We start from the raw sequence: 13596 nt of genomic DNA, 5'->3' as shown, positions 1-13596 counted from the left end.
ACGGCTTCGCCGCCGATCGCGCGGTCCGGCGTTCCGGCTAACAGCCGCTCCCACAGAGTTCGTGTTGCGCCTAATTGAGATGTGTAGATACCCATGCTCATCGCTGGCAAGCCAGCTCCCACAGGGTTTTTCGGGGTTTGGGGGATAGGTGTCCGGTCAGCTGCGCCGGCTGAGGGACCGCGACAGCAGCAACAGCAAGGTGGCAAACACCACCATGATGGTCGCCGCCGACAACAGCACCGGACTCAGCGCCTCCCGTGCCGTGGTGAACATCTCCCGCGGCAGGGTGCGCTGGTCGGGCCCGGCGAGGAACAGGGTCACCACCACCTCGTCCAGCGAGGTGGCGAAGGCGAACAACCCACCGGAAATCAGCCCCGGCGAGATCAGCGGCAGGGTCACCTTGCGCAAGGTCATCCACGGCGTCGCGCCCATGCTTGCCGCCGCCCATAGCAGGCGCTGGTTCAATCCGCCCAGGGCCGAACCGACGTTGACGATGACGAAGGGCACCGCCAGGGTCGTATGGGCCAGGATCAGCCCGGTGTAGCTGCGGGTCAGTCCGGCATTGGCGAAGACGAAGTACATGCCGACCCCGACGATCACCGCCGGGACGATCATCGGCGCGATCAGCAGCACTTCGATCAGGCGCTTGCCGGGCATCGCCGGATGGCGCAGCCCCAGCGCCGCCAGCCCGCCCAGCACCACCGCGAGCACGGTACTGGCCACGGCGATGGCGAAGCTGTTGAACAGCGCCCCGAGCCATTGCGGCGAGGCGAAGAACTCCTCGTACCAGCGCAGGGTGAAGCTGCCCAGGGGCAGCGACATGTAGCGGCTGTCGCTGAACGACAGCGGCAGCACCACCAGGATCGGCAGCAGCAGGAAGGCCAGGACCAGCCAGCCGCTGAGCGACAGGCCAAGGTTGCCGAGCCAGGCGAGGCGGCCGCTGTTGGGGTTGCGGATCATCGTTTGACTCCTTCCGCGCCACGGCGGGCCAGGTGGGCCTGGATCAGGTAGAGCAGGGTGGTGGCCACCAGCAGCACCAGGCCGAGGGCCGAGGCCAGGCCCCAGTTGAGGGTGCCGGTGGTGAACTGGGCGATGTAGAAGCTGATCATCTGGTCGGCCGGCCCGCCCAGCAGCGCCGGGGTGATGTAGAAGCCCAGGGTGACGATGAACACCATCAGCGCCCCGGCCGCCAGGCCCGGCAACACCTGCGGCAGATAGACCTGGAAGAACACCCGCAACGGCCGCGCGCCCATGGAATAGGCGGCCTGCACCAGCAGGCGGTTGCAGCCGGCCATGGCCGCCAGCAGCGGGAAGACCATGAACGGCAGCATCACGTGGACCAGCGCCAGGATCACCCCGAAGCGGTTGTAGAGCAGGTGCACCGGGCTGTCGATCCAGCCCAGGGCCTGCAGCAACGCATTGACCATGCCGCCGTCCTGCAGCAGCACCATCCAGGCCGTGGTGCGCACCAGGATCGAGGTCCAGAACGGCAGCAGGATCATCAACAGCAGCAGGTTGCGGGTGCGCGGCGTGCGCCGGTCGAGGAACACGCACAGCGGGAAGGCCAGCAGCACGCAGACCAGGGTGGTGATCGCGGCGATGCCGAAGGTGCGGGCGAGGATCGAGCGGTACAGCCCGGCTTCGTCCTTGGTGACGATGCCTTCCTTGTAGTCGTGCTTCAGGTCCACCGCCGACAGCAGGTGATAGCTGCCCACCGGCCCGGCCGCGCGCTTGAAGGTCTGCCAGGTGGCGTTGTCCAGCCAGCGCGGGTCCAGCGCCGCCAGGCTGGCGGCGCTGCCGTCGAGGCTGGCGGCTTCGCGCTTGGCGCTGGACAGCAGGGCGCGCAGGGCCGGGTTCTCATAGGCCAGGCGCCGGGCCAGCGCGGCCAGGTCACGCGGGCTGACCTCGCGCAAGTCCTGCACCAGTGGCTTGAACAGTTTTTCGTCCGGCTCGGTCACGCCGTCCCAGGTCGACAACGCCTGGGCGGTGGCCGGCAGGGCCTGGGGCAGTTCGCCGTCGGCCACCGCGCGCCACAGCAGGGTGCCGATCGGGCCGACGAAGGTCAGCAGCAGGAACAGCACCAGCGGCGCCAGCAGGGCGTAGGCGCGCCAGAGGGCGGCGCGGTCCTTGCGCGCGACCACTGGCAACGAGGGGGTAAGGGCTACAGCGCTCATCTCGATTCCTCGGCAGGGCTCACTTGGCCGACCAGGCGGTCCACTTGGCGTTCAGTTCGTCGATGCGGTCGACCCAGAACTTGTCGTCCAGCACCAGCACGTTGGCGCTGTTCTGCGGCGCGCTCGGCGAGTCGGCCAGGGCCGTCGGATCGGTGTCGGCGATACCCTTGATCGAGGTGATGCCGGTCGGTTGCAGGGCCGGCCAGAGCTTCTGGTGCTCACCTTCGCCCATGACCTTGAGCAGGCCGTAGGCTTTGTCTTCATTCGGCGAGTTGGCCAGGATCACCCAACTGTCCATGGTCTGCAGCGACTGGTTCCAGACCAGGCCGAAGGGCTTGTGGTCCTGGCGGATGGCGTTGGTCACCCGGCCGTTGTACGAGGTGGTCATGGCCACTTCGCCCGAGGCGAGCAACTGCATGGGCTGGCCACCGGCTTTCCAGAACAGCAGTTGGTCCTTGATGCTGTCGAGCTTCTTGAACGCGCGGTCGACGCCGCCGGGCAGGTTGAGGGTCTTGTACACCTCGGCGGGGGGCACGCCGTCGGCCATCAGGGCGATTTCCAGGTTGCCCTTGGGCCCCTGGCGCAGGGCGCGCTTGCCGGGGAAGGTCTTGGTGTCGAAGAAGTCGGCCCAGCCGGTGGGGGCGCGGGACAGCTTGCTGGTGTCATAGCCGATGACGAAGTTGTACACCGCGTTGCCCACCCCGCATTCGCTGGCGGCGCTGGGGATATAGCTGTCCTTGCCGCCGATGCGGTTGAAGTCCAGGGCCATGAACAGGCCCTCGCCGCAGCCCAGCTGGAGGTCCTCGGCTTCCACCTGGACCAGGTCCCAGCCGCCGTCCTGGCCTTCGGCGCGGGTACGCAGCAGGCCGATGCCGCCTTCCCAACTGTCCTCGACCACCTTGTTGCCGCTGGCCTGGCTGTAGGGTTCGAAGAAGATCTTGCGTTGTACATCCTGGTAGGCGCCGCCCCAGGAGGCCACGGTCAGGTCACGGGCTTGCGCGGTGCCGGCGAGCAGGGCGAGGCCGCACAGGGTCAGGGTGAAACGGTGCACGGAGCGAAATGCGAACATGATGGAACTCCCAGCCTTTGAAATTGGTTTTGGACGGCAGTGGTAGAGCAATTCATCGATCGAGCTTTTTGTTGTTGTCCTGCGTTAGCGCAGGATCATCGCCAGGTCGGGCGGCACGCCGAGGGCCACGGTCTCGCCGGGCAGCGGTGCCGGGCGGCCAAGGCTGCCGGGGTTGTAGGTCATCGATAGCTGGCTGCCACCGGCCATGCGCAGGCGCAGGCGGCAGTGGGCGCCATGGAAGATGCTGTCGATCACCTGCGCCGCTACGGCGGGTTCGTCGGGCGTCGCCAGGCGCAGGTTTTCCGGGCGAATCGCCAGGGCCGCGCTGTCGCCGGCCGTCAGGCTGGCATCGGCGCAGCGGGCGCGGTGCAGGGCGCCGTCTTCGTCCAGGCGCAAGGTGGCGAAACCGCCGGCGTTGGCCACCACCCGACCTTCGAGCAGGTTGGTCTCGCCGAGGAAGTTGGCGACGAAGCGCGTCGCCGGGCGGTTGTACAGGGTCTGCGGTGGGGCGATCTGAGCGATGCGCCCATCGTTGAACACCGCCACCCGGTCGGACATGGTCATGGCTTCGTCCTGGTCATGGGTGACGTAGACGAAGGTGATGCCCAGTTGCTTGTGGATCGCCTTGAGCTCCAGTTGCATATGCTCGCGCAGGGCCTTGTCCAGCGCGCCGAGGGGCTCGTCCATCAGCAATAGGCGCGGCCGGTAGACCAGCGCCCGGGCCAGGGCCACGCGCTGTTGCTGGCCGCCGGACAGTTGCCCCGGCTGGCGCTCCTCGAAGCCTTCCAGGCGCGCCAGGGCCAGGGCCTCGCGCACCCGCTCGCGGGTCTCGGCGGCCGACACCTTGCGCAGGTTGAGCGGGAAGGCGACGTTCTGCGCCACGCTCATGTGCGGGAACAGCGCATAGCTCTGGAACACCACGCCCATGTCGCGCTTGTACGCTGGCAGGCGGCTGATATCGGCGCCGTCCATAAGGATGCGCCCGCGATCCGGCGCGTCGAAACCGGCCAGCATCATCAGCGTGGTGGTCTTGCCCGAGCCGCTGGGGCCGAGCAGGGAGAGGAACTCGCCCTGGCGGATATCCAGGTGCAGGTTGTCGACCACCCAGGAGCGTTCGTCGTAGGTCTTGCAGACCTCCTCGAAACGCACCAGCGTCGGGGCGTCGGCCAGCGGGTCGGGGGTGTCGGAGTCGCTGTTCATGGCGGCCTTGGGCAAGGGGCGGAGGTCCTGGGCGATCATGGCCGGACACCTGCCAGCACTTCGTCCAGGGCCTGGGCCAGTGCGTTGAGGATAGTCTGGATCTGTTCGCCATCGACGATCAGCGGCGGCGCCATGACCAGGGTGTCGCCGAGGGCGCGCAGGAGAATGCCGTTGCGCTGCAGGGCGTTGCTGACCTGCTGGGCGATCTTCAGTTCGGCGGGGAAGGGCGCGCGGCTGTCCTTGTCGGCGACGAATTCCAGCGCCGCCATCAGGCCGATGCCGCGGGCCTCGCCTACCAGCGGATGGTCGGCCAGGGCGCGGATGCCGGCCTGGAACGCCGGGGCGACGTCGCGCACATGGGCGACGATATCCAGCTCGTCGTAGATCTTCAGGGTTTCCAGGGCCACTGCCGCCGCCACTGGATGGCCGCCGTAGGTATAGCCATGGCCGAGCCCGCCGAGGGCCTGGCTCTGGTCGGCGATGACCTGGTAGATGCGCTCGCTGACCAGCAGCGCGGAGATCGGCTGGAACGCCGCCGACAGGCCCTTGGCGCAGGTCAGCATGTCCGGCTCGATGCCCATGGCGTCGCAGCCCCAGTAGTGGCCGGTGCGGCCGAAACCGCAGATCACCTCGTCGGCGACCATCAGGATGTCGTACTTGCGCAGCACTGCCTGGACTTTGGCGAAGTAGCCGGCGGGCGGCAGGATCACCCCGCCGGTGCCCATCACCGGCTCGGCGAAGAAGGCGCCGATGGTGTCGGGGCCGGCTTCGAGAATGGTCTGTTCCAGTTCCTCGGCCAGGCGGCTGGCGAAGGCTTCTTCGCTTTCCCCCGGCAGGCCCTGGCGGTACAGGTGCGGGCAGCGCACATGGATCACATCGGCCAGCGGCTCGCCCCAGCCTTTGTGCATGTTCGGCAGGCCGGTGAGGCTGGCGGCGGCCAGGGTGGTGCCGTGGTAGCTGCGCTGGCGGGCGATCAGGCGGGTCTTGGCCGGTTTGCCAATGGCGTTGTGGTAATAGCGGACGAACTTGATCGCGGTGTCCACCGCTTCCGAGCCGGAGCTCTGGAACACCGCCTTGGTCAGGCCGGCCGGGGCGCGGCTGACCAGCAATGCCGCCAGTTCCGCCGCCGGGCCGTGGCTGCGGTGGGCGAAGGTCTGCTGGTAGGGCAGCTTGAGCAGTTGCGCATAGGCCGCCTCGGCCAGGCGCGGCTGGCTGAAGCCGAGGGTCGCGCACCACAGGCCGGACATCCCTTCGATATAGCGGCGGCCCTGTTCGTCGAACACATGGATGCCTTCGCCGCGCTCCATCAGCAGCGGACCGACCTCTTCGTGCAGGCGCAGGTTGGTCTGGGGGTGGAGATGGTAAGCGATATCCCGCTGGGCCAGCGCCGAACCACGAGCTGTCATGACTTTATCCTCATTGCGATTTTGTATGCGTATGCGGTACATGGTTTCATTTTTACGACTGGCCGGGAATTTCGTCAAATCCTTTTTGTTTCTTTTAAAAGAATGGTTTTTCGCTGAAAGAACTATGTGGAAGGTTGGCTTCGATGGTTCTCATACAACTCCAGTTAAATCATGGGGTTGCGTGGGTTTTGAATACCGGAGCCGGGGAAGGATGGGATCGACGGGGCTTGTCAGTGTCGATAAATCTGCGCGATAGTCCGGCCACTTCCGCGTTTCGTCTGTGCGAACGCGGTGCCTTTTTCAGAAGCAGGAGCTGCTCGATGGCAGGTGAAACGGCAACGGGCGGCGTGCGCTCGGTCCAGCTGGCGCTGGATGTACTGGAGCGGGTGGCGAGTGCCAGCGAGGACATCGGCGTCAGCGAGCTGGCGCTGCAACTGGGGACGACCAAGGGTTCGGTGTTCCGTCACCTGAAGACCCTGGTGGAGCGCGGCTACCTCAGTCAGAACCCGCAGACCTCGCGCTATCGCCTGGGTGTCCAGGCCTATGTGCTGGGGCATGCGGCGGCGGGGGGCATCGACCTGCTCAGCGCCTCGGCCGATGCCCTGCGCGACCTGCGTGACGAACTGGGGTTGTCGGTGGTGCTTTCGGTATTGCAAGGGCGGCGGCTGGTGGTGGTGGAAACCCTGCTGGGCAAGTCGGCCCTGGAAATCGGCGTGCGCACCGGCACCGAGCTGCAATTGCACTGCAATGCCCAGGGCAAGGTGGCGCTGGCTTTCGCCCGGCAGTTGGGAGTGGATCAGCTTGGCGCGGTGGACCTGGCGGCGGTGACGGTCAACACGGTGACCGACCGCCAGGAACTGAAACGCCAGGTGGCCGAGGTACGGGCTCAAGGCTGGGCGGCGGCGATCGAGGAGGAGACCCTGGGGATCTCGGCGATCGCTGCGCCGATCCTCGGTTTGAATGCCGAGTTCATTGGCGCGGTGGCGCTGGTGGCTACGGTGCAGAACATCACCCGGCAGGTGGATCCGGCACAGGTGCATGCCTTGAAGAAGGCGGCGTTGCGGGCTTCGTGGAATCTTGGGTATCGGGATGGGCCATGATCCGGTGCCAGGCTTGCCGGCCTCTTCGCTGGCAATGCCAGCTCAATCGAGTCCACAGCCGAACCCTGTGGGAGCCGGCGTTGCCGGCGATGAGGCCCGTATGACCAACACATATTGAAATAAGAATGATTCGCTATTAATGTGCGCCCCGTATTTCAGCCGTTCTGGTTCCGGGGGTGCCATGTCGCTACATGAAGCGGATTCCATCGTTCCTTTCGACGTGCTCTACGGCACCCATCACGGCTGGCTGAACGGCTGGCTGCGGCGTTCGGTGGGCTGTTCGCAGCAGGCCGCCGACCTGGCCCAGGACACCTTCGTGCGCCTGCTGGTGCGCAACCAGCCGGTCACCGACCGCGCGCCACGGGCCTTGCTGGCGCGCATCGCCCGCGGCCTGGTGATCGACCACTGGCGCCGCGACGCGCTGGAGCGGGCCTACCTCGAAGCCCTGGCGCAACTGCCGGAAGCCAGCCACCCGTCGCCGGAAGTGCGCCATGAAGCCCTGCAATGCCTGGAGCGCATCGCGCAGATGCTCGACGGCCTCAAGCCAGCTGTGCGCGAGGCCTTCCTGCTCTATCAACTGGGCGGTCTGACCCATGTCCAGGTCGCGGCGCAACTGGGCGTGTCGAGCCGTACCGTCGAGCGCCACGTGGCCACCGCGCTGCTGCATTGCTACCGCCTGTGCTTCGAGACCCCGGCATGAGCCAGGCCAGCGAGCGGGTGCCGGAAAGCATCGTCCGCGACGCCATCGACTGGCAGATGCGCCTGCGCGGCCATCCCGAGTTGCAGGCGCCATTTCACGACTGGCTGCGCCGCGACCCGCGTCATCAACTGGCCTGGCAACGCCTGCAGCAGATGGCCGGGATGTTCCAGGCCAGCCAGTTGCCGCGAGCCGAGCAGACCATCCCGCTGCTCAAGCGCGCCTCCGCCGACCTGAGCCGGCGGCGCATGCTCAAGATGCTCGGCCTGGTCGCCGGCGGCACCGCCCTGGCGGCGGTCAGCGCGCCACCGTCCTGGCACGCCGACTACATCACCGCCCTCGGCGAGCGCCGGCAGATCGACCTCGGCAACGGCACCCGGGTGCTGATCAACGGCGACAGCTCGGTGGACGTGCAGGGCGGCGAACTGCTGCTGCGCTCCGGCGAAGTGCTGGTGGACGGCCCGCGCTGGCATGCCCGTTGTCGTTTCGCCGAATGCAGCGGGCGCGATGCCCGGGTGTCGCTGCGCGAGCGCGATGGCTTCAGCGAGATCCGTGTCGATCGCGGCGAAGTGCTGGTCACCTCGCCAGTGGGTCAGCGCCGCCTGCATGCCGGTGAAGGGCTGGGCGTTTCGGCGGCGGCGATGACTCCGCTGGGCAAGAGCCCGCTTGATCCGTTCGCCTGGAGTCGCGGCCTGCTGGTGGTCAACGATATCCGCCTGGGCGAGTTCGTCGCCGAGGCCGGGCGCTATCGCCATGGCTGGCTGGGCTGCGACGAGCGTATCGCCGACCTGCGCCTGTCCGGCGTGTTCCGCCTCGACGAACCGGCCTCGCTGCTGGACAACATCAGCCATCTGCTGCCGGTCAAGGTGGTCGAGCGCACCCGCTGGTGGGTGCGGATCGTGCCGGCTTAGCCCGCTGCAAAATAATTTGTCGGACTTCAAGGACTCGTCCGGTTAGGGAATATCTCTCGCCCAATTTGGACTCGTTCATGCGCTTTGCCAGACCCCAGCCGATTCCCTTCCAGCCTCGCTCCCTGTCCCGCGCCGTATGTTTGGCCCTGGTCCTTGGCGGTACTGTTGCCAGCCTGCCGGTACATGCCGAAGCAGTTGCCGCCCCGGCGGTCGCGGCCGGACCACTGGCCCAGGCCCTGAGCAGTTTTGCCGAGCGCTCCGGGATCACCCTGTCGTTCGCCCCCGATGACGTGCGTGGCCTGAACACTTCCGGCACCGGCGCTGGTGGCTCGCTGGAAGACGGCCTGGCCAGGCTGCTCAAGGGCAGCGGCCTGGTGGCGCACAAGACCGAGTCCGGCTACGTGGTGCTGCGCGATACCGGCGCCAGCCTGCAACTGGCCCCGACCAGCATCGACAGCACCGCAGTACAGAGCGCCTTCGCCCCGGTCACCGGCTATTTCGCCAGCAATGCCAGCAGTGCCACCAAGAGCGACAAGCCGCTGCTGGAAACCGCGCAGAGCGTCAGCGTGGTCACCGCCGAGCAGATCAACGACCGCAAGGTCAACAAGGTCGAGGATGCCGTGGCCTACAGCGCCGGGGTGCGGGTCGGCAGCTCGGGCCTGGACCCGCGCTTCGACAACATCCAGGTGCGCGGCTTCGAAACCACCATCGCCGCCGACTTCCTCGACGGCCTGCGCCAGCCGGGCAGTGGCTGGCTGTCGCTGTATTCCACCGAGGCCTACGCGCTGGAGCGCATCGAGGTGCTCAAGGGTCCGGCCTCGGTGCTGTACGGCCAGATCAGCCCCGGCGGCATGGTCAACCGGGTCAGCAAGCGCCCGAGCCTGCTGGCGAAGAATGAAGTGCAGGTGCAGGCCGGCAGCTATGACCACCAGCAGGGCCAGTTCGATATCGGCGGCAAGCTGGACGAGGCGGGCGACGTGCTGTTCCGCACCGTCGGCCTGTACCGCGACTCCGGCTACTCGGTCGACCAGATGGACAACGACTCGCGCCTGCTGGCGCCGTCCCTGAGCTGGCAGATCGACCCGGATACCAGCCTGACCCTGCTGGCCCAGTACCAGGAACGGCAGACCGCCGCCTCGCCGATGATGCTCCAGGAAGGCGACCACCTGACGAACTTCTGGCAGGGCGACGAGTACTTCGACAAGCTGCACCAGCGCCAATGGACCTTTGGCTACGAGTTCGAGCACGCCTTCAACGACACCTTCAGCGTCCAGCAGAACCTGCGCTATGGCCAGGTCGACACTACCAACCAGTACCTGCAACCGACCTCGATCACCGACGGGCATATCCTCGAACGCTCTGCCGTGGGCCTGTACGAGGACATGGAGTCGCTGACCAGCGACACCCGCCTGGTCAGCCGTTTTGCTACCGGCGACCTGCATCACACCGTGATCAGCGGCGTCGATTACGCCTGGCTGCAGACCTCGCTGCTCTACGCCATAGGCCCGGGGCCAAGCATCGACCGCTGGAACCCGGACTACCATCAGCCGGTGGCCAAGCCGGGCACTCCGCTGGCCGACCAGGATGGCCTGGAACACCGCATGGGCGCCTATATCCAGGACCAGATCGAGCTCGACCAATGGCGCCTGTCCGCCGGCCTTCGCCGCGATTGGGTGCATGTGCGGCGTGACGACAACCTCACCGACATCAACAGCACCACCAGCGACAGCGCCACCACTGGCCAGGTTGGCGTGCTCTACCTGTTCGACAATGGCCTGGCGCCCTATGCCAGCTATGCCACCTCGTTCCTGCCGGTCAGCGGCGTGAATGCCAGCGGCCAGCCGTACAAGCCGACCGAGGGCAAGCAGTACGAGGTTGGCGTGAAATACCAGGCGCCGGGCAGCAGCACGCTGCTGACCGCCTCGCTCTATCACCTGACCCAGAGCAACGTGCAGACCCGCGACCTGGTCAACCCGCTGAACAACGTGCAGACCGGCGAGCAGGTTTCCCGTGGCCTGGAGCTGGAAGCGGTGTCCGACGTCAACGACAAGCTGCGCCTCACCGCCAGCTACGCCTTCAACGATGCCGAGGTGACCAAGGGCAACAACGGCGACCAGGGCAAGGTGCCGAAGAACGTGCCGCGCCACCTGGCCTCGCTGTGGCTGGACTACAAACTGCCGTTCGGCTTCGGTATTTCCGGCGGCGCGCGCTATACCGGCAGCACCTACGGCGATGCGGCCAACCAGGTGAAGAACGAGGGCTACACCCTGGTCGATGCTGGCGTGCACTACGACTTCGGCGGCGGCCTCGACGGCGTGCGCCTGGGCCTCAACGCGCGCAACCTGTTCGACGAGCGCTTCATCAACTGCCAGGACGGTTACTGCTATCGCGGCGAAGCGCGCAGCGTGGTCACCAGCCTCAGCTATCGCTGGTAAGGGGAGGACTGCACATGCTGCGTAAATGGATGATGAGCCTGGCCGTTCTGCTGTTCAGCGGGCTGGCCATGGCCGGGCCGGTGACCCTGGACGGCACCGAGCAATGGACCATGAAAAGCGCCGAGGGGCGCGAGTACCGCATCATGGTCAGCCTGCCGGAAGGCGATGTGCCCTGGACCGGCGGCTACCCGGTGATCTACCTGCTCGACGGCAATGCCTACTTCCCGGCCTTCCATGCCGCCAAGCGCGCCCAGGAGCGGCTGCGCGGGGCGGTGCTGGTGGGCATCGGCTACCCCAGCGACACGCCGCTGGATTTTGTTCGTCGCGCCTATGACCTGTCGCCGCCGGCCCCGGCCGATCGCAACGAGCCGCCCCAGGGCGGGCAGGACGTGTTCCTCGACTTCATCGAAAAGCGCCTGATGCCCAAGGTCAATGAGCGCTTCAAGGTCGACCAGGACCAGCGCAGCCTGGTCGGGCACTCGTTCGGCGGCATGTTCGCCATCTACACCCTGTTCACCCGGCCACAGCTGTTCCAGCACTACGTGGCGATCAGCCCCAGCCTGTGGTGGCAGGACCGCTTCCTCCTGGCCCACGAACGCGCCTTCACCGCCAAGGCCCATGCCGGCAAGCTCGACCTGATCCACCGCAGCCTCAGCCTCAGTGCCGGCGACCGCGAGATGCCCCAGGAGATCCAGGACGTGCGCTCGCTGCAACTGCGCCTGGAGAACCTGTCGCAGTACGGCCTGCGCAGCGATCTGCAGATCGAGGCGGGGGAGGACCATGCAGCGATTCCGTTCCGTGTGCCGAACCGGGTGCTGGATGAGCTGATGAGCACGCGACGTTATTGAAGCTTTCGAAATTGTCATGTGCGCCTCACCTTGGCGTTAGCTGCTCGTCCATAGACTGGCTCGCAACAAGGGCACACTTTCCTGGTGCGCCCGGAAATGGTCGAGGTGAGTGATGCGTATGTTCAAGATGATTGCGGTGGCCGGTGTGCTGTCGGCGCTGGTCGGTACTGCCCAGGCGGCGGACGGGCTGGAGCGGATCCAGGACTTCCAGGCGAAGTTCCAGGCCGAGCAGGACAGGCTGTGGGGCGATCGCGGGGAGCAGGTGGTGAAGCAGGAGAAGGCCGACAAGAAGGCCGATGGCTGAGGCGTCCTTGAGGGCCTCATCGCTGGCAACGCCAGCTCCCACAGGTCCAGCGGTGCACGGAGAACCTTGTGGGAGCCGGCGTTGCCGGCGATGAGGCCATCAGGGGCAATAAAGATTCAGAACGGTACGGCCACGGTCAGCTGGCTATACACGTTGGTGCCATTACCACCCACCTGATTCCCCCCGTTGGTCTCATCCTTCTTCGGCTGGTACAGACCAATCACCGGGCTGATGATCAGGTGCTCGTTGACCGCCCATTCGGCATAGAAGTCCAGCTCGCGGGCATCCAGGTTGAGGGTGTCGCGGGTGCGCAGGGTGTGGAAGTCGAAGTACAGCGCGCCCACCGTGAGGTTTTCCAGTGGCGTGGCCTTGAGGCCGACATGGTGGATCCCGGTATTGCTGTTGAACGGCCCGGAGTAGTTGGCCGCCACCTCGCCCTGGAACCAGGTGCCGTAGCCCGTGCTCAGGCCGGTGAACAGCGAGTCCCAGCCTTGCGAATAGCGGGTGTAGCGGTAGGTGACTTTGGGTGACCAGGCAACATCGGCGAAGGTGTAGCCGGCTTCGGCGTACCAGGCTTTTTCCGGGCCGGCGTCCTTGTCCTGCCAGGCGTATTCGAAGGCGAAGCTGGCGTTCTCGATACCGGCGCTGCCTTCGCCACGGACGCTGTAGACGTCCATGTTCTCGCGTTCCTTCTGGAAGTCGCTGGCCCACTGGTCGACCACGTCGAGGCCGTGTACCCAGGTCAGGCCGAGGGTGCCGAGGTCGTTGCTGTAGTCCAGGGTACCGGCGGCCAGTTCGGTTTCGGCCTGGGCGCGGTTATCCGATTTCAGCCACAGCACGCTGCCGTGCAGGCCGTCCTGGCCACCCAGTTTCAGCACGGCGGTACGGTCGAAGGCGTGGCGCGCCGCCAGGTAATAGGCGCCGCCGCGGTTCAGCGCACCGTCGGCCGGGCCCTTGCCGAGGTTGGGGCCGTCGTCGTTGATCAGGAAGCCGCTACCGACCTTGACCACCTGGCGTCCGGCGGAGAAGTCCACGCCGTCCTTGCCCAATGCCGGGAACAGGTCGCCGGAGCGCCAGCCAAGGAAAGCGTCCTCGATCTTGGTGGTGCGCTCGGAACCGTCGGTATTGCCGGCGGCATCGCCGTCGCCCCAGGTTGCCGAGCTGACCAGGTTGAAGGTGCCGTACAGCGTGCCATTGCCGCCCAGGCCCTGGTCGCCGCTGACGCCGTATTTGATGAAGCCTTCGCGCCAGGTCGAACCGCCTGGCGTGCCATCGTAGTTCTTGCGGCTGTTGAACATGCCCCACACCGCGAGCATGTCGGCGTTGAGGTGGGTGTCGTCGTCCGCGTACAGCTCGTAGGCCAGCGCCGGTTGCGCCGCTGCCAGGGTGATCAGGCTCAGGCCGACGGCACGGGCCAGTGGTAACAGGCGGTGTTGCTTGTCCATAAGTGCT

General features: G+C 66.4%; 12 protein-coding genes. 6 read left to right on the top strand and 6 right to left on the bottom strand.

All coding sequences use genetic code 11. The annotated features are described in order from the left end of the window. Positions 1 to 156: 156 nt before the first annotated feature. From ACODSK_RS15780 to ACODSK_RS15760, 5 genes are all read right to left on the bottom strand, one after another. Complete coding sequence (locus ACODSK_RS15780; protein ID WP_489017386.1) at positions 157 to 960, bottom strand: ABC transporter permease; 804 nt, start codon at positions 958 to 960, stop codon at positions 157 to 159. Beyond that, positions 957 to 2174, bottom strand: coding sequence for an ABC transporter permease (locus tag ACODSK_RS15775; RefSeq protein ID WP_489017385.1), 1218 nt, complete (start codon positions 2172 to 2174; stop codon positions 957 to 959). Before ACODSK_RS15775 ends, ACODSK_RS15780 begins: the two co-directional genes overlap by 4 nt. A gap of 19 nt (positions 2175 to 2193) precedes the next feature. Further along, positions 2194 to 3243, bottom strand: a complete 1050-nt coding sequence (locus ACODSK_RS15770) for an ABC transporter substrate-binding protein (protein WP_489017383.1) — start codon at positions 3241 to 3243, stop codon at positions 2194 to 2196. An 84-nt stretch (positions 3244 to 3327) separates the two neighbouring features. Beyond that, a complete protein-coding gene (locus tag ACODSK_RS15765; protein WP_489017382.1) occupies positions 3328 to 4482 on the bottom strand; it encodes an ABC transporter ATP-binding protein in 1155 nt (384 codons plus the stop codon). Next, entirely contained in the window at positions 4479 to 5849 is a 1371-nt protein-coding gene (locus tag ACODSK_RS15760; protein ID WP_489017381.1) for an aminotransferase, read from the bottom strand. Before ACODSK_RS15760 ends, ACODSK_RS15765 begins: the two co-directional genes overlap by 4 nt. Before the next feature lie 320 nt (positions 5850 to 6169). Here ACODSK_RS15760 and ACODSK_RS15755 point away from each other — a divergent pair, with 320 nt between their 5' ends. The 6 genes from ACODSK_RS15755 to ACODSK_RS15730 all read left to right on the top strand — a co-directional run bounded on the left by ACODSK_RS15755 (position 6170) and on the right by ACODSK_RS15730 (position 12144). Further along, positions 6170 to 6949 carry an IclR family transcriptional regulator gene (locus ACODSK_RS15755; protein WP_489017379.1) on the top strand — a complete coding sequence of 260 codons (780 nt, stop codon included), beginning with the start codon at positions 6170 to 6172 and terminating at the stop codon, positions 6947 to 6949. Between the two features lie 181 nt (positions 6950 to 7130). Then, positions 7131 to 7649 (top strand): sigma-70 family RNA polymerase sigma factor, encoded by a 519-nt coding sequence (locus ACODSK_RS15750; RefSeq protein ID WP_489017377.1) that lies wholly within the window; start codon positions 7131 to 7133, stop codon positions 7647 to 7649. Continuing rightward, on the top strand, positions 7646 to 8557 hold the full coding sequence (locus ACODSK_RS15745; protein ID WP_489017375.1) for a DUF4880 domain-containing protein: 912 nt from the start codon (positions 7646 to 7648) through the stop codon (positions 8555 to 8557). The genes ACODSK_RS15750 and ACODSK_RS15745 overlap by 4 nt, the downstream gene beginning before the upstream one ends. Positions 8558 to 8697: 140 nt before the next feature. Beyond that, positions 8698 to 10992 (top strand): TonB-dependent siderophore receptor, encoded by a 2295-nt coding sequence (locus tag ACODSK_RS15740; protein ID WP_489017373.1) that lies wholly within the window; start codon positions 8698 to 8700, stop codon positions 10990 to 10992. 14 nt (positions 10993 to 11006) lie between these two features. After that, positions 11007 to 11840, top strand: coding sequence for an alpha/beta hydrolase (locus ACODSK_RS15735; RefSeq protein WP_489017371.1), 834 nt, complete (start codon positions 11007 to 11009; stop codon positions 11838 to 11840). Positions 11841 to 11958: 118 nt separating this feature from the next. Further along, positions 11959 to 12144: a hypothetical protein gene (locus ACODSK_RS15730; protein ID WP_489017369.1), complete on the top strand. Its 186-nt coding sequence runs from the start codon at positions 11959 to 11961 to the stop codon at positions 12142 to 12144. 116 nt (positions 12145 to 12260) lie between these two features. Here ACODSK_RS15730 and ACODSK_RS15725 read toward each other — a convergent pair whose 3' ends face one another. Continuing rightward, complete coding sequence (locus ACODSK_RS15725) at positions 12261 to 13589, bottom strand: alginate export family protein (protein WP_489017367.1); 1329 nt, start codon at positions 13587 to 13589, stop codon at positions 12261 to 12263. Between the last annotated feature and the right edge of the window lie 7 nt (positions 13590 to 13596).

This window comes from Pseudomonas sp. FG98, from assembly GCF_057808595.1.
Note: the sequence above shows the minus strand (reverse complement) of the source record. Positions and strands in the feature narration are given on the sequence as shown.

Bases quoted from the DNA above. Each gene is read 5' to 3' on its own strand.
- ACODSK_RS15780 (WP_489017386.1), bottom strand. From the start codon at position 960: ATGATCCGCAACCCCAACAGCGGCCGCCTCGCCTGGCTCGGCAACCTT.
- ACODSK_RS15775 (WP_489017385.1), bottom strand. From the start codon at position 2,174: ATGAGCGCTGTAGCCCTTACCCCCTCGTTGCCAGTGGTCGCGCGCAAG.
- ACODSK_RS15770 (WP_489017383.1), bottom strand. From the start codon at position 3,243: ATGTTCGCATTTCGCTCCGTGCACCGTTTCACCCTGACCCTGTGCGGC.
- ACODSK_RS15765 (WP_489017382.1), bottom strand. From the start codon at position 4,482: ATGATCGCCCAGGACCTCCGCCCCTTGCCCAAGGCCGCCATGAACAGC.
- ACODSK_RS15760 (WP_489017381.1), bottom strand. From the start codon at position 5,849: ATGACAGCTCGTGGTTCGGCGCTGGCCCAGCGGGATATCGCTTACCAT.
- ACODSK_RS15755 (WP_489017379.1), top strand. From the start codon at position 6,170: ATGGCAGGTGAAACGGCAACGGGCGGCGTGCGCTCGGTCCAGCTGGCG.
- ACODSK_RS15750 (WP_489017377.1), top strand. From the start codon at position 7,131: ATGTCGCTACATGAAGCGGATTCCATCGTTCCTTTCGACGTGCTCTAC.
- ACODSK_RS15745 (WP_489017375.1), top strand. From the start codon at position 7,646: ATGAGCCAGGCCAGCGAGCGGGTGCCGGAAAGCATCGTCCGCGACGCC.
- ACODSK_RS15735 (WP_489017371.1), top strand. From the start codon at position 11,007: ATGCTGCGTAAATGGATGATGAGCCTGGCCGTTCTGCTGTTCAGCGGG.
- ACODSK_RS15730 (WP_489017369.1), top strand. From the start codon at position 11,959: ATGTTCAAGATGATTGCGGTGGCCGGTGTGCTGTCGGCGCTGGTCGGT.
- ACODSK_RS15725 (WP_489017367.1), bottom strand. From the start codon at position 13,589: ATGGACAAGCAACACCGCCTGTTACCACTGGCCCGTGCCGTCGGCCTG.